The organism is Nonomuraea sp. NPDC051941, from assembly GCF_044593615.1.
This window is the reverse complement of sequence record NZ_JBIUCF010000064.1, coordinates 13,183-34,631: the sequence shown is the minus strand read 5'-3', so window position 1 is coordinate 34,631 and position 21,449 is coordinate 13,183. Positions and strand designations below refer to the sequence as shown.

At 71.9% G+C, this 21,449-nt stretch carries 21 protein-coding genes; 9 read left to right on the top strand and 12 right to left on the bottom strand.

Annotation, left to right across the window (positions count from 1 at the left end; all coding sequences use genetic code 11):
- Nucleotides 1-54: 54 nt before the first annotated feature.
- Both ACIHFD_RS59345 and ACIHFD_RS59340 read right to left on the bottom strand, forming a co-directional pair.
- Complete coding sequence (locus ACIHFD_RS59345) at nt 55-384, bottom strand: hypothetical protein (protein ID WP_397374472.1); 330 nt, start codon at nt 382-384, stop codon at nt 55-57.
- Nucleotides 282-3,191, bottom strand: a complete 2,910-nt coding sequence (locus tag ACIHFD_RS59340) for a hypothetical protein (RefSeq protein WP_397374471.1) — start codon at nt 3,189-3,191, stop codon at nt 282-284. Before ACIHFD_RS59340 ends, ACIHFD_RS59345 begins: the two co-directional genes overlap by 103 nt.
- Before the next feature lie 199 nt (nt 3,192-3,390).
- Between ACIHFD_RS59340 and ACIHFD_RS59335 the strand changes: the two genes are divergently transcribed.
- Nucleotides 3,391-4,209 carry a lipase family protein gene (locus ACIHFD_RS59335; RefSeq protein WP_397374470.1) on the top strand — a complete coding sequence of 273 codons (819 nt, stop codon included), beginning with the start codon at nt 3,391-3,393 and terminating at the stop codon, nt 4,207-4,209.
- Nucleotides 4,210-4,219: 10 nt separating this feature from the next.
- On the opposite strand, the gene ACIHFD_RS59330 is transcribed toward ACIHFD_RS59335, so the two are convergent.
- Together ACIHFD_RS59330 and ACIHFD_RS59325 are read right to left on the bottom strand one after the other, a co-directional pair.
- The gene (locus tag ACIHFD_RS59330; RefSeq protein WP_350741390.1) at nt 4,220-4,858 is read right to left on the bottom strand and encodes a response regulator transcription factor; all 639 of its coding nucleotides are present in this window, start codon (nt 4,856-4,858) and stop codon (nt 4,220-4,222) included.
- Entirely contained in the window at nt 4,855-5,910 is a 1,056-nt protein-coding gene (locus ACIHFD_RS59325) for a sensor histidine kinase (protein WP_397374469.1), read from the bottom strand. Before ACIHFD_RS59325 ends, ACIHFD_RS59330 begins: the two co-directional genes overlap by 4 nt.
- 217 nt (nt 5,911-6,127) lie before the next feature.
- Between ACIHFD_RS59325 and ACIHFD_RS59320 the strand changes: the two genes are divergently transcribed.
- From ACIHFD_RS59320 to ACIHFD_RS59300, 5 genes are read left to right on the top strand one after another with little or no spacing between them, the layout of a single operon-like run.
- The gene (locus ACIHFD_RS59320; protein WP_397374468.1) at nt 6,128-6,631 is read left to right on the top strand and encodes an EF-hand domain-containing protein; all 504 of its coding nucleotides are present in this window, start codon (nt 6,128-6,130) and stop codon (nt 6,629-6,631) included.
- A gap of 35 nt (nt 6,632-6,666) precedes the next feature.
- Nucleotides 6,667-8,100: a class I adenylate-forming enzyme family protein gene (locus ACIHFD_RS59315; protein ID WP_397374467.1), complete on the top strand. Its 1,434-nt coding sequence runs from the start codon at nt 6,667-6,669 to the stop codon at nt 8,098-8,100.
- Complete coding sequence (locus ACIHFD_RS59310; protein ID WP_397374466.1) at nt 8,087-8,917, top strand: SDR family NAD(P)-dependent oxidoreductase; 831 nt, start codon at nt 8,087-8,089, stop codon at nt 8,915-8,917. The genes ACIHFD_RS59315 and ACIHFD_RS59310 overlap by 14 nt, the downstream gene beginning before the upstream one ends.
- Nucleotides 8,914-10,098 (top strand): FAD-dependent oxidoreductase, encoded by a 1,185-nt coding sequence (locus ACIHFD_RS59305; protein WP_397374465.1) that lies wholly within the window; start codon nt 8,914-8,916, stop codon nt 10,096-10,098. Before ACIHFD_RS59310 ends, ACIHFD_RS59305 begins: the two co-directional genes overlap by 4 nt.
- Nucleotides 10,099-10,121: 23 nt before the next feature.
- Nucleotides 10,122-10,664: a hypothetical protein gene (locus tag ACIHFD_RS59300; RefSeq protein ID WP_397374464.1), complete on the top strand. Its 543-nt coding sequence runs from the start codon at nt 10,122-10,124 to the stop codon at nt 10,662-10,664.
- On the opposite strand, the gene mltG is transcribed toward ACIHFD_RS59300, so the two are convergent.
- The 4 genes from mltG to ACIHFD_RS59280 form a co-directional block, all read right to left on the bottom strand.
- On the bottom strand, nt 10,651-11,583 hold the full coding sequence (gene mltG, locus ACIHFD_RS59295) for an endolytic transglycosylase MltG (protein WP_397374462.1): 933 nt from the start codon (nt 11,581-11,583) through the stop codon (nt 10,651-10,653). The genes ACIHFD_RS59300 and mltG overlap by 14 nt on opposite strands.
- Complete coding sequence (locus ACIHFD_RS59290) at nt 11,580-12,092, bottom strand: SigE family RNA polymerase sigma factor (RefSeq protein WP_397374461.1); 513 nt, start codon at nt 12,090-12,092, stop codon at nt 11,580-11,582. The genes mltG and ACIHFD_RS59290 overlap by 4 nt, the downstream gene beginning before the upstream one ends.
- A 126-nt stretch (nt 12,093-12,218) precedes the next feature.
- Complete coding sequence (locus ACIHFD_RS59285; RefSeq protein WP_397374460.1) at nt 12,219-12,728, bottom strand: hypothetical protein; 510 nt, start codon at nt 12,726-12,728, stop codon at nt 12,219-12,221.
- Nucleotides 12,729-12,844: 116 nt separating this feature from the next.
- A complete protein-coding gene (locus ACIHFD_RS59280) occupies nt 12,845-13,333 on the bottom strand; it encodes a hypothetical protein (protein WP_397374459.1) in 489 nt (162 codons plus the stop codon).
- Between the two features lie 173 nt (nt 13,334-13,506).
- On the opposite strand from ACIHFD_RS59280, the gene ACIHFD_RS59275 reads away from it, so the two are divergent.
- Nucleotides 13,507-16,698 carry an ATP-binding protein gene (locus ACIHFD_RS59275; RefSeq protein ID WP_397374458.1) on the top strand — a complete coding sequence of 1,064 codons (3,192 nt, stop codon included), beginning with the start codon at nt 13,507-13,509 and terminating at the stop codon, nt 16,696-16,698.
- Here ACIHFD_RS59275 and ACIHFD_RS59270 read toward each other — a convergent pair.
- The gene (locus ACIHFD_RS59270; RefSeq protein WP_397374457.1) at nt 16,682-18,007 is read right to left on the bottom strand and encodes an FtsX-like permease family protein; all 1,326 of its coding nucleotides are present in this window, start codon (nt 18,005-18,007) and stop codon (nt 16,682-16,684) included. The genes ACIHFD_RS59275 and ACIHFD_RS59270 overlap by 17 nt on opposite strands.
- The gene (locus ACIHFD_RS59265; protein WP_397374456.1) at nt 18,004-18,792 is read right to left on the bottom strand and encodes an ABC transporter ATP-binding protein; all 789 of its coding nucleotides are present in this window, start codon (nt 18,790-18,792) and stop codon (nt 18,004-18,006) included. The genes ACIHFD_RS59270 and ACIHFD_RS59265 overlap by 4 nt, the downstream gene beginning before the upstream one ends.
- Nucleotides 18,793-18,860: 68 nt before the next feature.
- Here ACIHFD_RS59265 and ACIHFD_RS59260 point away from each other — a divergent pair, with 68 nt between their 5' ends.
- Complete coding sequence (locus ACIHFD_RS59260; protein ID WP_397374455.1) at nt 18,861-19,424, top strand: TetR/AcrR family transcriptional regulator; 564 nt, start codon at nt 18,861-18,863, stop codon at nt 19,422-19,424.
- A 215-nt stretch (nt 19,425-19,639) separates the two neighbouring features.
- A complete protein-coding gene (locus ACIHFD_RS59255; RefSeq protein WP_397374454.1) occupies nt 19,640-19,789 on the top strand; it encodes a hypothetical protein in 150 nt (49 codons plus the stop codon).
- A gap of 42 nt (nt 19,790-19,831) precedes the next feature.
- Here ACIHFD_RS59255 and ACIHFD_RS59250 read toward each other — a convergent pair whose 3' ends face one another.
- Both ACIHFD_RS59250 and ACIHFD_RS59245 read right to left on the bottom strand, forming a co-directional pair.
- Nucleotides 19,832-20,431 (bottom strand): dihydrofolate reductase family protein, encoded by a 600-nt coding sequence (locus ACIHFD_RS59250; protein ID WP_397374453.1) that lies wholly within the window; start codon nt 20,429-20,431, stop codon nt 19,832-19,834.
- Entirely contained in the window at nt 20,428-21,291 is an 864-nt protein-coding gene (locus tag ACIHFD_RS59245; RefSeq protein WP_397374452.1) for a metalloregulator ArsR/SmtB family transcription factor, read from the bottom strand. The genes ACIHFD_RS59250 and ACIHFD_RS59245 overlap by 4 nt, the downstream gene beginning before the upstream one ends.
- Between the last annotated feature and the right edge of the window lie 158 nt (nt 21,292-21,449).

The following is a 21,449-nucleotide window of genomic DNA, read 5'->3' as shown; positions in this document are numbered from 1 at the left end:
CGGTGGGGCGCGGGGGCGAGGTGGAGTCGATCGTAGCATTGTTCAACAATCCCCTTATTGAACGCCTACCAGCACCGGCCACCCGCCCTGCCGGGTGAAGGTCGCGGCGGTGGGCATGCGCAGTTCGAGCCGTTCTCCCCGGGACCTGGCCAGGAGGCGGAAGTCGCCGAGGAGGCGATCGCCCACCGTCACGGAGCGGTCGACCCGCAACGACTCCAGCACCCACATGTGGGCGTCGAAGATCTGCTGGACGGTGAACTCCGCCTCCCGTCCGTTCGGGATCAGCTCGGTGAGCAGGCGGGTCTTGAGGGAGTGGACGTAGGCGATGGCGTTGCCGGGCATCTTGGCGGCGATCGCCGGGTTCTTGGGGATGACCATGGCCATGCCCTCGCCCTTTTCGTTGAACGCGGTCTGCACGCGCGGGTCGTTGCGCCAGAAGCGCTGTTCGAGGATGTGGTCCACCTCGTACAGGTCGCCCCGGCCGCGGTTGAGCTTGGCCAGGGTCCGGTAGTCCTCGACGCGTCCGGCGAGCCGGTCGTAGTGTGCGATGTCGGCGGCGTTGAGCTGGCGCAGCCGGCTGTCGGTCTGCTTGGCTCGTTTGAGTGTTTCGGCCCAGTCGGTGCCGAGTTCGCTCTCCAGTTCTTCAGCTCCGTCTGCATGAGGGCGAGGTTGGCGGCCGGGTTGCGGCCCTGGATGTCCACGCCTGCCCGCAGCTGCAGCGCCGCCAGTTTCTCCTCGTAGTCGGCCACGGCCGCCTTGTGCGCCGTCTCCAGCTTGGCGTGGGTCTCCAGCCGCCACTTGTCCATGGCCCGGTCGGTGCGCTGGCACTTGACCTCGACGGCCACCGCGACCTGCGAGAGGTGGAAGGTGTCGATGCCCACGGCGACCGAGTCGCGTTCGTCGTCCAGCGCGGTGGTCCACAGCCAGTTTCCGTCGGGCATCCGGTGCGTACGCCGCCCGACCACGACGTCCACGGAGTTGTCGCTCTCCCAGATGTTGCGCACGACGCCCACGCTGGCGTACACGGCCCGGTAGCCCTCGTCGACGCTGATCTGGCCCGAGTGGTTGTAGTTGGTGTCGCTGTCGCCGCCGCCGGCCTTGAAGTCCAGCGACTTGGTCTTGAACAGCTCGGGCGGCGGCGCGACGTCGGTCGCGCCGGTCTGCTTGACCCAGTACTGGTAGTTGCTCTCGGTGATCTGGCCGGGGTTGAGCGGGAAGTCCGGCGGCTTGATCAGGTTGCGGGCGGCGGCGTTGGTCTGCTGCATGGCCGCGATGAGGAAGGCGGCGGGCTCGGGCACCATGAAGTCGAACATCGCCCGCAGCCCGTAGTTGAACATCTGGGCCTGGTAGACCTTGTTGACCCACTGGTAGACGCCCGAGACGTTCTGGGAGCTGCGGGTGTTGTCCAGTTCGTGGGTGTTCTTCTCGATGGTCTCGGTCGTGGTGGTCAGCTGGGTACGGGTCAGCACCCTTTCGGCGATCTTGCGTGAGGTCCGTTCGGTGACGTCCTGCGAGAACGTGGCGGCCGACCGGGTGGCCTCCTGCTTGCTGCGCGCGATGGAGCCCTCGGCGCTGGCGGAGAACTCCACGACCGGTCCGTACCTGCCGGAGATGTTCAGCCCGGCCTTGAGCGCGACGTCCTCCTTGACCGTCTGCTCGGTCTCCCTGGTCATCTCGAAGCGGTCGGTGGTCTGCAGGTCCCGGTCTTCGCTGGTGTTGGTCTCCTGCTCGTTGATCGTGATCAGCTCGGTGGTGTCGCGGCGGCTGTGGTCGCGTACCTTGCGCTCGCCGCGCAGCACGTTCTCGATGTGCGCGACGTCGGCCGACTCGTAGCCCGTCAGCTGCTGCTTGATCACGAGCAGGTCGGCGATGCCGGCCGGGGCGACCTCGCCCTTGGTGTGGGGGACGCGGCCGTCCAGCGGGATCGGCGGCAGCGGGACGGTGCCGCCGGTCCCGAGCGTTCCCCAGCCGGTCGTGACGGGGGTCTGCACGGTCACGAGCGCTTCGCCGACGCGCAGGAACGACTGCCGCACCGGGTGTCCGGCGACCGCCTCCAGCTGGTTGACCGTCGCCGCCAGGTCGGCTTCGAGGCGGTTGCTGAGCCGGTCGAGCGGCACCGCGGTCAGGTCGAGGCCGCGTTCGGTGAGCACCGTACGGGTGGCCTCGGACAGCTGCCCGCCGGCCGTCGGCAGGAGCACGAACCCGACCTCGGGCGTCGGGGTCGGCCGGAACTCCGTGCGGCCGCGCAGCACGGGAGCGGGCGTCTGCAGCAGGGACTGCGCCACCGGCGCGCTGACCACGTCGGAGGTCTCCGGCGTGTCCGTGCCCGTCTCCGCCTCGCCGATGATCGGGGTCGGGGCCACCCGCTCGCGCAGGTTGCCGTGGAAGGCGCTCAGCGCGGTGGCCACGTTCGTCAGCCGTACCTGGTCCGGCGGCTGCACGAGGGCGCTGGTCGTCTGGGACGTGACGTGGAAGTGCTCGGCGTTCAGCTGGGCGAGCTCGCCCAGCGCCGTCCGCAGGTCCGCGTGCCGGGCCAGCAGGTCGTCGACCTCCTGGCGGCGCGCGGCCACCGCCTCCTCGCGCCGGCCCCGTACCGACTCCTCCGCCTCGCGGGTCGACAGCCTGGAGGTCAGGCCGAGGTCGAACGGCAGGCGGAGCGAGCGCCGCCGCCAGCGCCGCAGCTCCTGCAGGTCCTTGGGGAACTTGTCGTCGTCGGCGTGGCGCACGATGACCTCGGCCGTACGAAGCTGGCGGGCGAGCTGCTCGATGGGCCGCGCGTGCTCCTCCTGCAGCACCTTGATCGCCACGAGGCTGTCCTTCAGCCTCCTGACCGCGTTCTGGAAGTCCTCCAGGCCGGTCACCTGGTTCGGACTCATCCCGAACACGTCGTCGATGGCCTGCCGCACCATCTCCGGTGAGGCGGACACGTCGACGTCCTCCATCTCGTCGAGGCGTCCGGCGAGCCGGTCGAGCTCGGCGCCCAGCGGGGTGTCCGCCGGGTCGCCGATGAACTCCGGCCCCGCCACGTACGCGGTGGCGGCCGCTTCGACGGCGGTACGCCGCTGGGCCGCCCCGACGGCCTCGCGCAGCGCCTCCTGGAACGGCGTGTCCTGGGCCAGCGGGACGCTGGGAGTCTCCGGGTCCTGGGCCACGGCCGGCCGGGTGAGCATCAATCGGAAGAGATTTTCCATGGGCTTGTTTTTCCTCCGCCCCCGTGTTCCGAGGCGCCGCATCCGTGCGGCGTCTCGCCTGTGCTGACTAGGGCGTTCCATGCCGTTCCGGCCGGGGACAGGACGGGTGGGCCGGATCGGGCGTGGCACCGCAAACCCGTCCGACACCGCGTGATAGATGTGAGCTGACACCTCCCCCCACCAGCGGCGAGGGGGACACATGACCATGATCAGCTTCGATCACAGGGCCACCGGCTACAGCCTGACGCAGGCGCGCTGCCTGGCCTACGCCGCCGAGCTGGCCTACAAGGACGAGGAACGGGTCAGGGCCACGGCGAACGACTGGGGTTTCGACCGGGTGACCTCTTTCCGTGTGCCGCACACCCCGCCGTTCCCGCTGGTGGACACGCAGGCCTACATCGCGGCCAACGACCGCATGATGGTCGTGGCGTTCCGCGGCACCCAGCCCGAGGAGCTGCGCGACTGGCTGTCGGACGCCGGCACGCTGCTGACGCCGTACGCCGCCGGGACCGGCCTGATCCACTCCGGCTTCTACCGCGCCCTGGACGTCGTGCATTCCGGCATGCTGGACACGCTGGAGAACTGGCGCGCCGACGGGCAGTCGCTCTGGTTCACCGGGCACAGCCTGGGCGGCGCCCTGGCCATGCTGGCGGCGGCGCGCACCTACTTCGAGGACCCGAGCCTGCTCGCCGACGGCGTCTACACCTTCGGCCAGCCCCGCACCTGCTGCCCGCTGCTGGCCGCCGCCTACGACAAGGCGTTCCGGGGCCGGATGTTCCGCTTCGTCAACAACAACGACGTCGTCGCCCAGCTCCCGCCACCGCCGCTGTTCCAGCACGTGGCCGAGGAACGCCACTTCGACGCCAAGGGCAAGCTGCGGGAGAAGATGCCCCTGGCTGCGGAGCTGGCCGACCGGCTGAAGGGCCGCACCGCAGACCTGCTGGCGCCCGGCGGCGACGGCGTCCGCGACCACTTCATCAACGCCTACCTGGCGAACTTCGACGCCAACCTACGCTGAGCCCCGAGCCTCAGCCAGGGAGCTGCGCATCGCGTAGCAGCAGGGCCGCCTGCACCCGGTTGGCGCAGTTCAGTTTGGCGAGGATGCGGCTGACGTAGGTCTTCACGCTGGCCTCGGTCATGTGGACGTGCCGGGCGACCTCGGCGTTGGACAGGCCCTGCGCCACCAGGGCGAGGACGTCGGCCTCGCGCGCCGTGAGCGCGGCCAGCCGGCCGGCGGCGTCGCGTTCGCGCTCGCCGGCGCCCGGCGCCGCCATGTCGAGCACCTGGCGCGCCACGGCCGGCGACAGGTACGCATGCCCGGCATGAGCGGCGCGGACCGCCCGGATCAGCTCGTCCGGGGTGCACGTCTTCAGGACGAAGCCGGCCACTCCCTGCCGCACCGCCCGCCGTACGTTGGCCTCGTCGCCGAAGGCGGTGAGGAGCACCACGCGTGGCCCCGTCAGCTCGGCCGCCGCGGCCAGGCCGTCCAGCACCGGCATCGCGATGTCCAGGAGCGCGACGTCGACGCGGTGCCGGTGGGCGGCCCGCACCGCCTCGCGTCCGTCTCCCGCGACGGCCACCACCTCGATGTCCCCGGCCGATTCCAGGACGGTACGGATGCCGGCGGTGATGAGGGGCTCGTCGTCGGCGATCAGCGTCCTGATCACGCGGCGGCCCCCGCGAGGGCCGGCACCAGCGGGAGCATCGCCACGAGCCGGAACTCGCGCGGCCCGGCGTGGACGCGCAGCAGCCCCCCGGCCGCGGTGACGCGTTCGGTCAGCCCGCGCAGGCCGCTCCCGCCGCCGGCAGCGGGCCGACGGTGGGGTGCCGGGTTCGCCACCGAGATCAGGAGGGCGTCGGGCTGCCAGTCGAGCGACACGGTGATCGGCATGCCGGACGCGTGCTTGACCGCGTTGGTCAGCCCTTCCTGGACGACCCGGTAGGCGGCGTGGGCGGCCCTCGGGTCGATGAGCGGGACGGCCTCGCCGGACGTCTCGAACGCCACCGACGCGCCCGCCGCCCGGGACCGTGCAACGAGGCCCTCGATCTCCTCCAGGCCGAGGACGTCATGGCCGCGCAGCGCGTTGACCACCTCGTGCAGCTCGGCCGCGGCGGCGCGTGCGGTGTCGGCCAGGCCGCGCACCGCCCGCCGCTGCTCCGTGGGCAACTGGCCCACCTCCAGCGCGGCGGCCTGCACGGAGACCAGGCTGAGCAGGTGACCGAGCGAGTCGTGCATGTCGTGGGCGATGCGCAGCCGTTCGCGGAGCCGTTCCTGCTCGGCGACGAGGGCCTTCTCCCGGCGCAGGTGCTCGCGCTCCTGGGCCATGTACCGGCCGGCCAGCAGCGGCAGCGCGGTCAGCAGGGCGACGCGGGCCAGGGTGATCCACGGATCCTGGTCGCCGGGGGAGCGCTCCTCGACCAACAGGAGAACGCACACGTACGCGGTGAAGGCGCCGGCCGTCACGACGACGTCCCGGCGGGTGGAGATGCGCTGCCCGGCCTGGAAACCGGTGCAGGCGAGCAGGGCCAGCGACGCGCCCGTGAGCACCGCCAGCGCCAGCGCCGCGAGGAAGGACGCGAACGGCAGGCGGTCCGCCGCCGCCATGGTGAGCACGTACGCCGCGGCGTACGCGGCCAGCGGCAGCCCCTGCGTCCCGTCCAGCCACAACAGCGCCGTGTCCGCGGCCACGACCGCGGCGACAAGCGCATACCTCGACATGAGTCCTCACCTTACTCATCGCCACCGTCGCCAACTTCGCCGCCAACCTCGATCTGCTACACAGGGTTGCCTGATCGTGGCTTAGGGTAGTTGCAGGGTTGTCGGCCCCCAGTCGACGGTCCCCATCCCTCACCTGTCGCGGCGCCACGTCGGGGCAGGACCGGCAGACCAGTCGATCACGTGATCACCGGGATCACGAACCGAAGGGAGAACCCCCATGTCCCTTTCCGCCATGGACCGCCTGCGGATGCGCTTCGACCTCCTCGACGTCAACGGCAGCACCACGCTGACCTCCGCCGACTTCGAGCTCTTCGCCTCGCGCGTCTGCCGTGTGCTGGGCGTGCCCGCCGGCTCCCCCAAGGCCGAGGCGCTTTCTGAAGGGTGCCGGCTCTTCTGGGAAGGGCTGGCCGAAGCCGCCGACCGCAACCAGGACGGGCAGGTGACCTTCGAGGAATATCGCGCGTTCTCCCACGCCGACTCCTGGTTCGACGAGCACGGCGAGGCGTACGCGGCGGCGGTGTCCACCGTCTGCGACCTGGACGACGACGGCCTCATCGAGCGCGACCACTTCCTCGGCCTCCACAGCGCCGGGGGTTTCCCGCTGACGTACTCGACGAAGCTCTTCGACGACCTGGACGGCGGCGGGACCGGCCAGGTGAGTACGGGCAGTTTCGCCGAGTTCCTGCGGAAGTTCTACACCAGCGCCGACGACCTGATCTGACGAGCCGATCCCGGTAGAGACAGGACCGCGCTCTCATGCTGGTGTGCAGCGATCGTACGGTGAGCCGTGCCGAGTTGACCGCGCTGGCGGACGGACGGGCGGCCAGGCTCGCGGCCTGCGGGATCGGACGAGGCGATCTCGTCGGGCTGTGCCTGCCCAACGGCTGCGAGTGGGTGGTGACGTACCTGGCGCTGGCCCGGCTCCAGGCGTGCTGCGTGCCGCTCAACGCGGCGTCGGCCGTCGCGGAGATCACCCATGTGATCCGCGACTGCGGGATGCGCGCGCTGTTCGTGTCCGCCGACCGGGCCGAGGCGCTGGCGGATACGTACGCGGACCAGGTGCTGCTCTGCCCGGACGGCGCGATTCCCCGGGACTGGATGGCACCGGAGCGCGGGCCCAGGCATGCGGCGCCGGCCGGTGCCGCATGCCTGGCCTACACCTCGGGGACGACGGGGTCTCCCAAGGGGGTGATCCAGACGCGGCGGGCGGTTCGCGCGGGTGGCGACAACCTGGCGGCACGCCTGCGCCTCGGGCCGCGGGATCGGGTGGTGACGGCGCTGCCGCTGGCGCACACCTATGGGACGAACGTCATGAACGCGGCGCTGGGCAGCGGCGCGGGCCTGATCCTGCTGGAGCGCTTCGACGTGGAGACGATGCTGGAGCGGTCGGCCCGGCACGCGGCGACGGTGGTGGCGGGCGTGCCGACGATGTACCGGCGGCTGCTGTCCGAGCCGGCGGGACGGATGCCCCGCTCGCTGCGGTGCGGCCTTTCGGCCGGCCAATGCGCGGGGGAGGAGCTGGCCATGGCCTGGGAGGACCGCACCGGCGCCCCGTACGTGGAGGGATGGGGGATGACGGAGCTGGGCGGCATGGCCACGCTGGCCGCGCCGGAGCTGGCCGGCCGCCACGGCACGGCCGGAACGGCGCTGCCCGGCGTCCGGCTGCGGGTGGAGGCGGGCGGGCACGTGGCGCCGCCCGGCGTGCAGGGCGAACTCCAGGTGCACGGCCCGATCGTCACCCCCGGCTACTGGAACGCGCCCCGGCAGACCGCCGCGGCGATCGGCGTGGACGGGTGGCTGCGGACCGGCGACGTCGGCGTCATCGCCGCCGACGGGCGCGTCCGGATCGTCGACCGGATCAAGGACGTCGTCCTGTGCGGCGGCTACTCGGTGTTCCCCGCCGAGCTGGAACGTGCCATCCGCGGGCATCCGGCGGTTCGTGACGTCGCGGTTGCCGGGGTGCCCGATCCGATCCTGGGCGAGATCCCGTGCGCGTGGGTGGTGGCGGAGCACGGGGCCGCCCCCGCCTCCGAAGAGATCATCCGGCACTGCCGGGCACTGCTGGCCGCCCACAAGCTGCCGCGCCGGGTGGTCCTCGTCCCCGGCCTGCCGCTCACCGCGAACGGCAAGGTCGACAAGCGTGCCCTGACCTTGACGACCTCCGGAGGACATCCGCATGTCGCTGAATGACCGGCTCCGGCTGCACGGCCGCATCGCGCTCGTCACCGGGGCCTCGCGGGGCATCGGCGCGGCCGTCGCCCGGATGTTCGCCGCCGCGGGCGCGGACGTGGCCGTGCTGGGGCGCTCTCGCCAGGACCTTGAAGGGGTCGCCGCGACCGTACGGTCACACGGCCGCCGGGCCGTGGTGGCCGAGTGCGACGTCACCGACGCGGCCCAGATCGAGACCTCGTGCGCCGCCGTCGAGGAACGGCTCGGCACAGTGGACATCCTGGTGAACAACGCGGGCGGGCCCGTCTTCCAGGCGTCGGTGCTGGACGTCCGCGACGACGGCTGGGAGCGGGTGCACAACCTCAATCTCACCAGCGCCTTCCGCTTCGTCCGGCGGCTGGCGCCGGCGATGGCCGAACGGGGCCAGGGGGTCATCGTCAACATCGGGTCGATCGCGGTGGCCCGGCCCTGGCCCGAGATCGCCGCCTACGGAGCGGCCAAGGCCGGCCTGCGGCATCTCACCCAGGCCCTCGCGGGCGAGCTCGGGCCCCAGGGGGTGCGGGTGAACGCGGTCAGCCCGGCGTGGATCGACACCGCGGTCAACCGCGCCTACGTCGCCGACCCCGCGCTGTCGGAGTCGGCCCTGGACCTGGTGCCGCTGGGCCGCTGGGCGAGCCCGGACGAGGTCGCGACCGTGGTGACGTGGCTGGCCTCGCCGGCGGCCTCCTTCGTCACCGGGGCCGACATACCCGTCGACGGAGGCTTCGCGGTGGCCATGCCCTCAAGCGCGCGGGCCGCGCTGAGCAGGGTACGTCCGCCCGAGGGGGCCAGGTCGTGATCGACGGACCGCTCATCGTGGGCGCGGGCCCGGTGGGGCTGTCGGCCGCCCTGCTGGCGCGCGCCCGGGGACTGCCCGCCCACGTGCTGGAACGGCTGCCCGAAACCGCGCCCAAGCCCGGCAGCCGGGCGATCTTCCTGCACCGGCAGACGATCCAGACCCTCGCGACGGCCTCGCCCGTCCTCGCCGACCACTTGGTGAGGGAGGGCCTGGTGTGGCCGGGACGCCGGACGTACTGGGCCGGGCGAAGGGTCCATCACCGCCGCTACGAACCGGTGCATCCCAGGCTCGCGCCGTTCGTCAGCCTCCCGCAGCCCAGAGTGGAAGAGCTGCTCCGCGAGGCGGCCGTGCGGGCCGGCGTCAGCTTCTCCTGGGGCGCGCCGGCCGAAGACGTGACCCTCCTGGACACCTCCGTCCTGGTCCGCGCGGCCGACGGCAGGCAGTGGCACTCCGCGTTCGTCGTCGCGGCGGACGGGGCCGGATCGATCGTGCGGCGCCGGCTGGGCATCCTGATGGACGGCGACGCCGGCGGCAACGCGTTCGTCGTCGCGGACGTCGCCGACGATCCCGACCGGCCGCTGCCCGCCGAGCGGATCTTCCACTACCGCCATCCGCGGGCCGCGGGCCGTAACGTGCTCATCATCCCCTTCACCGGCGGCCACCGCGTGGACCTGCAGTGCCGCGCCCGTGACGATGCCGCGGCGCTCGCCGCCGACCCCTGCGCCTGGCTCCGGCCCCTGCTGCCGTCCGGCCACGCCTGCGAGGTCACCTGGTCCTCCCACTACCTGTTCCGCCAGGCGGTCGCGGAGACCTTCACCAAGGGCCGGGTCCTGCTGGCCGGGGAGGCCGCGCACCTGTACGCGCCGTTCGGCGCGCGCGGGCTCAACTCCGGTGTCGCCGACGCGGCCGCCGCCGTCGACGCGATCGTCGAAGCCGGCATCGGCCCTGAGGCCGCCCTCGGCGCACTCGCCGAGTACGACCGGGTGAGGCGGGCCGCCGCCCAGCGCAACCGCGCGGCCGCGGGCAAGGCGCTGGCCCACCTGACCGCCGCCGGCCCGCACCGCCAGGCCGCGCAGCGGGCCGCCGCCCTCGCCGCCCGGGTGCTGCCCCGCGCCGGGACCTGGCTCGACAGCAAACCTTTCGGACCGCGCGACGCCGGGATCCCCGGCAGCCTCTACTGAACGTTCGTCCCTGCGAGGTTCCCATGATGCCCCGAACGATCACGCCGCAGTCCGTCAGCGTCGAGATCTTCACCGATCCCCTGACCCAGGCCCTCCTCTCCCACACCGGCAGCACCACCTGCCAGCTCGAACGCCTCCTGGACGAGCGCGTGGACGTCCACACCGTGGAGGTGTCCCGCGCGGCCGTGGACCGGACCTGCCCCGAGGCCGCCGCGCCGCTCGGCCTGCCCGCCGCGGCTCCCGTCCTGGTCCGCCGCACCACGCTCGCCGTCGCGCGCCACCAGGTCTCCCGCAACCTCGTCCTGGCCCCGCTCGGCCGGCTGCCCTGGGCCGAGCACCTGCTGAGCTCGTGCGCCGCTCCGCTGGGACGGCACCTGCCCGAGCCGCATGAGCGCCATCCGCTGGGACTCGGACTGGACTCGTGGGGCCCCGGACGCGCCGCCGTCTCCAGGTGGTACCTCATCATCGACCCCGACAGCGCTCAGCCGGCGCTCTTCATCCGGGAAACCTTCAATCCCGACCTTTTCGACCCCGCGACGACCGGCGGGCCGGTCAGCTGCCCTTGAGATTTTTGCGGCGCTCTTCGACCAGTGCGGCGTACTCCGATTCGGTGGTGGCGAACTTCAGGATGCGACTCTTCGGGTCGATCGCCACGAAATAGAGCCAGGAGCCGCGGGCCGGGTGCAGCGCGGCCCTGATGGCCTCGGCCCCGGGGTTGCCGATGGGGCCGGGCGGCAGGCCCGGACGCCGGTAGGTGTTGTACGGCGATGAGCTCCGGACATCCTTGAGCGTCGCCTCGGGGCCGTACTTGTTCAGGCCGTACAGGACCGTGCTGTCGACCTGCAGGAGCATTTTCCGGTCCAGCCGGTTGTGGATGACCCGGGCGATCTTGGGCATGTCCTCGTCCCTGCCCGCCTCGGCCTGGACGATGCCGGCGATGGTCACGATCTCCAGCGGCGTCCTGCCGGCCCGCCTGGCGCCGTCGACCAGGTCGGCGGCCTCCGCGGCCTCCTCGAACCGGGTCACCATCGGCCGCAGGATCTCGGCCGGGGCCGCGGCAGGGGAGAACTCGTAGGTGCCGGGGAAGGCGAACCCTTCGAGCGTCCGTCCGGCATAGGACGGCAGGCCGAGCGCCGTACCGTCCTTGGCGGCCCGCTCGAACTCCGCCACCGGCCTGCCGGTGAGCTGCGACAGCTGCTTGAACAGCTGCGAGAGCCGCATCCCCGCCGCCACGTTGACGGTGACCCCCGCCTGGATCGAGACGGCCGGGCGCGGCACGTCGTCACCGGGGGCCCGCGCCGACAGCTGCTGGACCACGAGAGTGGATCCCGCCGCCAGCGCGGCGACGGCCGTCGCCGCCGCCAATGCGAGGCCGCGGCGACGGGGGCGGCGCTCGCGGGGCCGCAGGAACCGGTCCGGCGCGGGCGGCCGCTCTTCGTCGGCCATGTCGGAGAGGGTTTCGCGCAGCAGGTTCTCGATGTTCATCCGAACTCCCTCACGGTGGTCAGCTCAGGTGCCGTCTGCTTCAGGCGTTCCAGCGAGCGGTAGATCTGGCTGCGTACCGACCCCACGCGGACGCCGAGCAGGCGCGCGATCTCGGTCTCGGAGAGGTCCTCGAAGTAGCGGAGCACGAGCATGGTCCGCTGCCGGGCGGTGAGCCGGGCCAGGGCCGCGCGCATCACCAGGCGAAGGTCCGCGACGTCGGCGTGCCCGGCGTCGATCCGCTCGGGCGGCCGTCCGGTGGACACCTCCGCGACGCGTGACCGCCGCCGCCACCAGCTCACCTGTTCGTGGTACATGGCACGGCGGACGTATCCCTCGATGGCGGCCGGATCGCGCAGACTGCGCCATTTCGCGGCCGTCTTGACCAGGGCCGACTGCACCAGATCCTCGGCGGCGTGCCGGTCACCGGTCAGCAGGTAAGCGGTGCGGAACAACGCCCCTGATCGGTCGACGACGAACTTTCGGAAGTCCGCCTCAAATCCTGGATCCACCCGTCCTCCTCGCGACGTTCACGGGCAAGGACGCGAGCGGCGTGTCGATCTATGCCGGTACGGCCCAGGTTTCTCGCCACCTCGATGGCGTCGGGGTGGCGATCTCTGAACGTGGTCCCAACGGGCTCAGCCCGTCGCGACGATCCGGTAAGCCCTGATCACCGTCTGCTCCACCGCATTCCCCGCCGTGTCGCCGGACCTGGCCCGCAGCGACACGAACCCGTCGCCCACGGGATGCCGCAGCACCACCCGTGAGCCTTTCACCTCCGCCTTAGCCCAGGTGGCGCCGTCATCGTAGGACACCTCGACGGTCGTCTCCCGCGGGCGTCCCGCCGAGCCGCCCGGCTGCGGGCGCACGGAGAACGGCACGGTGAAGAGCCGGCCGCGGGCGCGGCGTTCTCCGCGTCCAGCGCAGGGGCGAACGTCACCACGGCCCGCGTCCCGGCGGGTGTGGAACATGACCTCATCGCGGCCCTCGCCCCGCTCGACAAGCGCGGTGTCCGGGCCCACGACGGTCACCCGGTCGCCCGTGATCAAGGTGACGCTCCGGGCCTCCGCCCCGGCCGCGCTCTGCTGCCCCGCCTGCTCGTTGGCGGTGGGTAAGGCGGCGAGCGCGGCCGCGGTCAGCAGTAACACCCCGGCCGCTCTGGCTCCTTTACGCACGGTGAAGCTCCTGATCGTCGACAGTGGATCACTGTGTATCTGCCGGTACGACCATTCACGTTCACGCCTGGCCCGTCACCGGTGGGTGGCTAGAGGCCGGTCATCACGAGCCTGATGTAGTAGGAGTAGTAGGTGTCGTCGGTGCCGGTGATGGTCTTCACCAGGCCGACCGACTGCCCCGTGGAGAGCGTGGCGCAGACCGAGCCCTGCGCGGTGATCGTGCCGAGGGTGGTGCCGCCGGAGACCCACGGCGGGGTGACCTCGCGCAGGCTGTAGAGCGCCGAGCCGGAGGAGCTGATCGTGGCGCTCGGGCTCCCGAAGGAAGCGGTGTAGGCACGGGAGCCGGCCCACATGTTGACCCAGTTGTTGCCGGCGGGATACATGATCCCGCCCAGGTTGATCCGGATCTCGTCCACGTTGTCGGACTCGTCCACGTTGTTCGAGTCGATGTAGTCCAGTTCCACCCGGCAGGTCGCGGCCCTGGCCGTCGCGCCGGCGGGCGGTGCGACGGCCAGCGCCGCCGGCACGGCCAGGGTCGCCGTCAGGGCGAGCGCGGGGATCAGTTTCTGAGTGCGCATCCTGTTTCTCCTACGGTGTGAGGTGTGCTCCGCTGCTGTCGCGAAACGCGTCATCAGAGTGGGGCCGGCAGCGTGAGCGGATCGTGAGAGCCCAGGTCAGTGATGCAGAGCACGTTCCATATGCGCCTTTTGGCACAGCCGCGCGGCCAGGGCGCGCCTACTGTGCTGCTTCTATGGGAGAGTCGCTGACCCTGCTGCTGCTCGGTCCGCCGGAGCTGGCCGTCGCGGGGCGGCCGGTGGACATCCGCGCCGCCAAGACGCGCGCCCTGCTCTGCTACCTCGCCGCCACGCCGGGGCCGCGACCGCGCTCGGAGCTGGCCGCGTTGTTGTGGGGTGAGCGGCCCGACGCCAACGCCCGGGGCAGCCTGCGACTGGCGCTGTCGGAGCTGCGCAAGGAGGTGGGCGGGTGGCTGGACATCACCCGCGACCACGTACGCTTCCGCGCCGGCGACGGCTGCTTCGTCGACCACGGGCGCCTGGCCCAGACGCCGACCGTGGCCGAGGCGCTGCGCTTGTGGCGCGGCGACTTCATGGACGGCGTGTGGTTCTGCGACGCCCCGGCCTTCGGCGGCTGGCTGGAGTCCGAGCGCGGGCGGACCCGGCTCCTGCTGCGCGAACTCCTGCTGCAGGCCGGCTCCGCGCCGCCCGACCAGTTCGTACGGCTGGCGCGTCTGGTGGCCGGGCTGGATCCGTACGACGAGGAGGCGCACCGGCTGCTGATCACGGCGCTGGCCCGGGGCGGGAACCGGGGCGCGGCGCTGGCCTGCTACGACGACCTGCGGCGGCGCCTGGCCGACGAGCTGGGGGTGGAGCCCGCGCCGGAGACGGCGGCCGTCCGCCGCCGGCTCGTCACCTCCGTACGAGCCCTGCAGGCGGCGCCCGTCGACCGGCAGGTCCGCGCCGCGCCGCCCGTGCCCCGCACCGACCTGTTCGGCCGGGAGACGGAGATCCGCGAACTGCGCGCGCTGCTGGCCCGCGAACGTCTCGTGACCCTGCTCGGCCCCGGCGGCGTCGGCAAGACCCGCCTGGCCATCGCCGCCGCCACGTCGTCGTGCGCGTTCGTGTCCTTCGCCGGGGTAGGCCCGGAGGCGGCCGTCACGACGCTCGCCCGGCGTCTCGGCGTGGACCTCTCTCCGCAGCGCCCCGCCCTTGACCTGCTGCTGGCCGCCCTGTCCGGCAGCGATCAGCTCCTCGTACTGGACAACCTCGAACACCTGCCGGCCATCGACCCGGTCATCGCCCGCATCATGCGCACCGCTCCGGGGGTGCGGATCCTCGCGACCAGCAGACGCCGCCTGGACGTGCCCGGACAGGTCACGTTCGAGGTGGCGGGCCTGCCGGGCCCGGAGGCTGAGGCGTTGTTCGCGTCCAGGGCCGTACGGGCGCAACCGGCCTTCGACCCCGGCCCGCACGCCGTCCCGGTCGCCGCGATCTGCGCAGCCATCGGCGGCCTGCCCCTGGCCATCGAACTGGCGGCCGGCCTGCTGCGCGCGGTGCCGCTCGCGGAGCTGGCCCAGCGCCTCGGCGTGGACGCCGGCCTGCTGTCGGCCGACGGGCCGGCCGCCCGGTCGCGGCACGCCTGCATGCGTACGGTCTTCGAAACCTCCTGGCGGCTGCTCGACCCGGCCGGGCGAGCGGCGCTGGCGGCGTTGTCGGTGTTCAGCGGCGGCTGCACGCTGCGGGCCGCGCTGGAGGTGGCCGGGACCACGCCGCGCGTGCTGGTCCACCTGGTGGATCACAGCATGATCCAGCTCACCCCGTCCGGCCGCTACGTCCTGCACCCCGTCATCCGGCAGTTCGCCGCCGGACATCTGAATCCCCGGGAGCGCCGCGCGGTGCGGGAACGGCACGCCGCCCACTTCACCCGCCTGCTCGACCGGCACGCCGCAGCCCTCCAGGACGCCTCCGACGCCGAGGTCACCCGCGTGCTGGGCGTGGAGCTGGACAACATCCGGCTGGCCTGGGCGGTGTCCGGCCGGCCCGGCTTCCTCGACCGCTACTGGGTGTTGTGCCTGCGCCTGCGTCTGTACGAGGAGTCCGGCGCCGTCGTCCTGCGGCACCTCGCCCGTACGCGCGAGGCCCCGTACCTTCGGGCGCGTTGGTTGCGGATGGCGGGCGTCAGCGAGCACCAGCTGGCCAGGGAGCGCGAGTCCACCCGCCTGGCCAGGGCGGCGCTCGACACGATAGGCGAGCCGCTCCCGACGTCCCGCCCCGGCCTCGCCGCCGCCGTCCTGGCGGCCGCCGCCCGCCAGGTCCTCCACCGCGGCCTGCCGATCCGTCGCTCAGGGGCCTCGGCACAGGCCGAGGCGGCGCAGGCGCTGACGTTCCTGGCGCGGCTGGCCTACCACCAGCAGGACCTGCTCACCATGCTGGCCGCTTCATTACGCCAGCTCAACGCCGCCGACCGGACACCGGACGCGGCCCTGCGCGCGGAAGCGTACGCGAACTTCGCCACCATCGCCCGCGTCGCCGGACGACATCGCCTGGCCACCCGCTACGGCGCCCTCGCCGATCGATCGCTGAGCGACATCGACCACCCGACCGAGCCCGCGAGCCGCGCCCGCCTGGCCAGGGGCCTGGATCTGCTCGCGGCCGGGGACTTCGAGGCGGCGCGCGCGTCGTTCACCGAGTGCCGGGCCAGGACGGTCGACCCCCGGGTGGCGGAGAACTGCGCCGGGATGCTCGCCGAGACGGCCCTGTGGCGCGGCGACTTCGAGCAGGCGGCGGAGCTGTTCGCCGCCACGGCGGAGCAGGCGGCCAGGCGGGTGGGCGGCGACGACATCGGCCGCCACTGGTGCCTGATCGGCCAGGCCGAGGCGCTGCTGCGCCTCGACGGGACGAGCGCGGAGCGGATCGGGCAGGTGCTGGCGGCGGCCCGCGCGTCGACCGACCGCCGTCGCTCCCACGAGCAGCGACTCGGCCTGCGTGACGGCACGGTCATGCCGGTCATCCAGGAGATGCGCCTGCTCACGGCCACGGCCCGCCTCGGGCGGATCGGCCCGGGGCAGGCGCTGACCACGGTGCTGGAGCTGGCCGCCCGCCTGCCGGCGGGCCGGCGCGGCCTGCTGGAATGCTGGTCCGGCCTGGCCGAACTGCTCGTGTCCCTGCCCCCGGACGCCGCCACGGCGCGTCGGCTCGACCGGCACCTGGCCGGGTTCCAGTCCCGCCACCCTGGCGCCGCGGCCCGCATCGGCTGGGCCCGCGCCCTCGTCCTGGCCCACGGAGGACGGCGGAAGGCCGCGAGGAAAGCGGCGGAACAGGCCATGAGGACGGCCGAACGGCTCTGCGCACCGTACGATCACCGCAGGGCGAAGGAGCTGACCGAGCGTTCCCCGGCCCGTTACGGTCTCACGCCGCGCGGATGACGCGCCTTCCGACGACGGACGTGACGCCCAGGGTGACGCCGATCCCGACCACGATCGTGACGGCGTAGGGGAGGGGTGCCGCGGCCTGCAGGGGGTTGCCTGTTTTGACGACGGCGAAGGGCAGGACCGTGACGAACGCACCCACGCTTCCGGCGACGGTGCTGATGGCGGTGGCCGTGCCGATCTCGCGTACCAGCATGCGCTGTGTTTGGGAGCCGGTCGCGCCGATCAGGGACATGGCCGCGAATTCGGAGCGGCGCCGGGTGATGGAGGCGACGAGGTTGTTGGTGAGGGCGATGGCCATGAACGCCGCGATCAGGGCGACGACGAAGTAGTTGATCGAGGCGAGGACCTGAGCGGTGCCGTTCGCCGTGCCGGAGCCGTTCTCGATGCCCTGCATGCTGAGCGTGCCCGCGGCGACGCCGACGAAGAGGGTCAGGAACGTCACGGTCGGCCGTACCCGGTCCGGGGCCACGGCGAGGTTGATCGCGGCCAGGCGGGACGGGGTGGTGGTCTGTGCCCGGTTGAAGGCGCTGAGCGTGGCGTTCGCCATGACGATGAGCTCCGGGGCGAGAATGCACAGGCCGGCGGCGACGAGCACGCAGCCGGGGCCGGTCATCGCGGTGGTGAGCACGTCGGCCGGGTCCATGGCGAGCACCGCGGTCGATGAGGCCAGGCCGGCGGCGATGATGATCGTCGCGGCGACACGGCGCCGCCGTTCCGGACGCCGTACGGTACGACGGCGCGGGGGCGGGGACGCGTCGGCCACCGGGCTGCGGTGAGCGAGGGTGCGGCTGCCCATCCACGCGGCGAGCACGCTCGCGGCCAGCACGACGAGCATGCCGAGGACCGGGAGGAGCACGCCGGGCGCGAAGACCGAGGCCGCGTCGGTGAGCCCGGCGGCATGAATGCTCCGCATGACGATCCAGCCGACGAGGTAGCCGCCGGCCAGGCCCGGGAGCGCCGTGACGGCCGAGACGGCCGCCGTCTCGATGGCGAGCAACTGCTGCACCTGCCGAGGACTGGCGCCGATGAGCCGGATGCCCGCGATCTCCCCGGCCCGGCCGCCGAGCGCGACGCTGATCGTCGAGACCATGGCGAACAGGACGATTGCGACCGCCCACCCGCCCATGATGAGTGGGAACTGCACCAGGAACGCGCGGTCGCCGGCGGCCGTGCTCCGGGCCAGCCCGGTGCCGAGCAGGCTCATCATGCCCGTGACCAGGATCGTGCCGACGAGCGCGACCAGGCCGGTGGCGATCGCGGCGGCACGGTGATGCGCGAAGGAGCGCATGGCGATTCTGATCATCGGCTCGCCGCCGCGTCGTTGGCGGCCTGCTCGGCCGATTCGACCAGGACGGCCATTCTGCCGGCGACCTGCTGTGCGGTGGGCCGCGGGAGGTGATCGACCATCCGGCCGTCGGCGAGGAAGAGGACGGCGTCGGAATAGGAGGCGGCGACCGGATCATGCGTGACCATGATGATCGTCTGGCCGCGGTCCGCGAGCTCGCGCATCAACCGCAGGACGTCCCTGGCGCTGCGGATGTCGAGGGCGCCCGTGGGCTCGTCGGCGAAGACGATGTCCGGGTCGGTGATCAACGCTCGCGCGACCGCGACGCGTTGTTTCTGACCGCCGGACAGCTGGTGAGGGCGGTGGCTGCCCCGGTTGGCGAGCCCCACGCGGGCGAGCAGGTCGGTCGTGCGCGCCGGCGTCGTCTCCCGCGAGTCCAGGCGCAGGGGGAGCTCGACGTTGTCGACGGCCGAGAGCGCCGGCAGAAGGTTGAACGACTGGAAGACGAATCCGACGCGGCGCCGGCGCAACTGCGTGAGCTGGGTCTGATCGAGCGAGCGAAGGTCCTGCCCGTCGAGCTCGATGGAGCCTGACGTCGGCTGCTGCAGCCCGGCGGCGCAGTGCAGGAGGGTGGTCTTGCCGGAACCCGACGGTCCCATGATCGCGATGAATGAGGACCGGGCGACATCGAGATCTACGCCGCGCAGGGCATGGACCGGCCCGGCCTCTCCCGGGTACTCGCAGCGTAGACCGCGGATGCGCAGCACGGGTGGCGCGGGCGCGGCGGTGGCATACGGGCTCATGGAACCTCTCTAAATGATTGTTTTAAACGAACATCTTAAACGAACGTTTATTTGATACCGTAGGGCATGTGAGTGCGAAGGACAAGCTGCTGCTGGCGGCGCGCGACTGCCTGCTGACCAAGGGGTACGCGCACACCACCGTGCGAGACCTGGTCGCGGCGTCAGGGGCGAACCAGGCGTCGATCAACTACCACTTCGGGTCCAAGGAGCGACTGCTCACGCGGGCCCTGCGCGATCTCAACACGGAGTGGGGTGAGCTGCTGTTCGCCGTGCTCGAAGAACCCGCCGGGACGCGGTCCGGCGATCAGGAAGCTCTGTGGGGACGGATCATCGACTCGATCCAGGCCAACCGATCGCTGTGGTTCGTCAACTTCGAATCCGTGGCGTCCGCGCGGCAGGACGAAGAGATCCGGGGGATGATCGCCAGCGGTCAGGAGCTCGCGCGGGCATCGCTGGCGCGGGCGTTCGCCGGCCTCGGGCCGGACAGCGATCCGGGGGAGGTCCAGGCGGCCGGATCACACTACCTCGCCCTGCTCGTCGGGCTCGCCTCGCAATGGCTCACCGACCCTGAACGCGCGCCGACGGCGGAGCAGTTCGCCGCCGCCGGCTTCGGCTCCGGCCATCGCGGGTGACACCGTCCCTGCGCTGCCACCCCTCGGCTGGGGACGTCCGCCGAGGGGTGACCTGCGCCGACGGTTGGTCCATACCCTTTGCGGAGGGCGGCATTGGACCTCCGCCAGCTCTCGGGCCTCGGCCACGAGCTGGTCATAACGCTCCTGGGTGACGTGCCCGATCATCGTCGGCATGGTCCGCCCCTTCCACCAGGATGTGATTCACATCGGACGGGATGCTCGCTACGCACCTGGAGTTGCCGGCACACCAGCTCGGCGAGGCCGCCCTGGAACCGGGCGATCGTGAGCGCTTGGCCACCGGGCTGAAGGCGGTCGAGAAAGTGGTCGCCAAGGTGGCCGCGAACGTTGGCTCGGCGGAGAGCTGACCGTTCCCACAGCCTGTTTACGGGCTGCGCTGACGTGCTGGCTCAGCGGGATCGGTCGTAGACCATGGCGAGTTCGCCCAGCTCGCCGGTCTCCTGGCGGGTGAGCGTCCATTTCGTAGCCGGCAGGCCGTCGTCGAACAGTCGTTGGCCGCCTCCGGCGATCTCGGGGAAGATCATGAGGTAGAGCCGATCGAGCAGGTCTGCCGACAGGAGTGGCTTGATGATGCTGGCGCTGCTGTTGACGAGGATGTCGCCTTCACCACTGGTCTTGAGCTCGGTGACGACGTCTGCGGCGGGGGCGTTCACCACGCGGGCGCGTTCCCACGGTGCGTCGGTCAGGGTGGTCGACAAGACCACCTTTTCCGTGTCGACCAGCCACTTGGCGTATCCGCGGTCGCGCGGATCGGCGTTGTCGTCTTCGGCGACCGACGGCCAGTAACCCAGGAATCCCTCGGCGTTGATCCGGCCGAGCAGTGCCGTCGTCGCGTGCTCCCACATGCGGGTCATGTGGTTGCGGGCGACGTCGCTGGTTACATACGGGGCGAACGCGGCGAAATCGCCGGGCCCGCCGGGACCGTTGTAGCGTCCGTCGAGGGTGAGGCTCAGGTTCGCGGTCACCCTGCGGCCGGTCGTGTTCGTCATTTCGTGCTCCTTGTATTGGTGTTGTGCGTGTCGGTGTTGTACGTGGTGAGGGTCGCCGCAAGCTTGTCGAGGGTCTGGCCGTAGCCGATCTCGATGCCCGCGATGAAGTCCGCGGAGTCGACGGTGCTGTCGGTGATCCGGACTTGAACGTCGAGGTCGGTGCCGGTGTCGGTGGGCCGTAGGTCGAAGGCGACGTGGGTGGTGAAGGCGATGTCGCCGCTGGGAAGCATCGGGGAGGAGCGGTAGGCGAGGCGCTCGCCGGGGCGTACATCGTCGACGACTCCCTGCGCGCGCCCGGCGACCAGGTCGGAGCCGTCGGCGTCCTCGGCGTCGCGGTATTCCAGGACGATCCGTCCACCCGGTCGCGCCTCGAAGACGAGTTCGGAGACGCGCAGGTCGTCGGGCGTCCACCAGCGGGCGAGCAGGGGCGTTTCGGTGAGGTGGCGCCAGATCAGCTCGGGGCGCTGCGTCAGCGACCGGAGGAACCTGAACGAGCGGCCGTCGGCCCACCCCGGCTCCTCCGCGGCGAGTCGCTCCGCTTGGAGGCTGAGCCCGTACCGGTCGTAGGTCTCGCGCGGGCCGCCGGCCTGCTCTGCGGTGTCGGCGAGCCGGCTGAGCGCCGCTGCCAGGTGGCGCAGCGGAGCGGAGCGGAGCGCGTAGACGCGGCGCTGGCCGGTGCGCTGGGAGGTGACGACGCCGGCGCGCTCGAGGGTCTGCAGGTGCTTGGTCGTCTGCGGCTGGCGCGCCTCGGCGAGCTGGGCGAGGACGCCGACCGAGCGGGGCCGCTCGGCCAGCAGGGTCACTAGCCGCCAGCGGGCCGGGTCGGCCAGTGCGATGAGAAGTGCGTCCGCTGTCTCCATAGGCAGAAGTATTCGCCGTAACGAATATTCGTGTCAAGGAATAATTTGGGATGGTTGGGGTGAGCCGGGAATCGGCCGGGCAGGCCCGGAACGCCTATAGCTCCGGCGATCCGCCACTCGGTTGATCAGTGGGTACGGCGGCGGGGTGCCAGGACCAG

What these genes read in the sequence shown, in the direction of transcription:
- ACIHFD_RS59345 (WP_397374472.1), bottom strand. Translation starts at nt 384, where the DNA reads ATGGCCATGGTCATCCCCAAGAACCCGGCGATCGCCGCCAAGATGCCC.
- ACIHFD_RS59340 (WP_397374471.1), bottom strand. Translation starts at nt 3,191, where the DNA reads ATGGAAAATCTCTTCCGATTGATGCTCACCCGGCCGGCCGTGGCCCAG.
- ACIHFD_RS59335 (WP_397374470.1), top strand. Translation starts at nt 3,391, where the DNA reads ATGACCATGATCAGCTTCGATCACAGGGCCACCGGCTACAGCCTGACG.
- ACIHFD_RS59325 (WP_397374469.1), bottom strand. Translation starts at nt 5,910, where the DNA reads ATGTCGAGGTATGCGCTTGTCGCCGCGGTCGTGGCCGCGGACACGGCG.
- ACIHFD_RS59320 (WP_397374468.1), top strand. Translation starts at nt 6,128, where the DNA reads ATGTCCCTTTCCGCCATGGACCGCCTGCGGATGCGCTTCGACCTCCTC.
- ACIHFD_RS59315 (WP_397374467.1), top strand. Translation starts at nt 6,667, where the DNA reads ATGCTGGTGTGCAGCGATCGTACGGTGAGCCGTGCCGAGTTGACCGCG.
- ACIHFD_RS59310 (WP_397374466.1), top strand. Translation starts at nt 8,087, where the DNA reads ATGTCGCTGAATGACCGGCTCCGGCTGCACGGCCGCATCGCGCTCGTC.
- ACIHFD_RS59300 (WP_397374464.1), top strand. Translation starts at nt 10,122, where the DNA reads ATGATGCCCCGAACGATCACGCCGCAGTCCGTCAGCGTCGAGATCTTC.
- mltG (WP_397374462.1), bottom strand. Translation starts at nt 11,583, where the DNA reads ATGAACATCGAGAACCTGCTGCGCGAAACCCTCTCCGACATGGCCGAC.
- ACIHFD_RS59280 (WP_397374459.1), bottom strand. Translation starts at nt 13,333, where the DNA reads ATGCGCACTCAGAAACTGATCCCCGCGCTCGCCCTGACGGCGACCCTG.
- ACIHFD_RS59275 (WP_397374458.1), top strand. Translation starts at nt 13,507, where the DNA reads ATGGGAGAGTCGCTGACCCTGCTGCTGCTCGGTCCGCCGGAGCTGGCC.
- ACIHFD_RS59270 (WP_397374457.1), bottom strand. Translation starts at nt 18,007, where the DNA reads ATGATCAGAATCGCCATGCGCTCCTTCGCGCATCACCGTGCCGCCGCG.
- ACIHFD_RS59265 (WP_397374456.1), bottom strand. Translation starts at nt 18,792, where the DNA reads ATGAGCCCGTATGCCACCGCCGCGCCCGCGCCACCCGTGCTGCGCATC.
- ACIHFD_RS59255 (WP_397374454.1), top strand. Translation starts at nt 19,640, where the DNA reads ATGCTCGCTACGCACCTGGAGTTGCCGGCACACCAGCTCGGCGAGGCC.
- ACIHFD_RS59250 (WP_397374453.1), bottom strand. Translation starts at nt 20,431, where the DNA reads ATGACGAACACGACCGGCCGCAGGGTGACCGCGAACCTGAGCCTCACC.
- ACIHFD_RS59245 (WP_397374452.1), bottom strand. Translation starts at nt 21,291, where the DNA reads ATGGAGACAGCGGACGCACTTCTCATCGCACTGGCCGACCCGGCCCGC.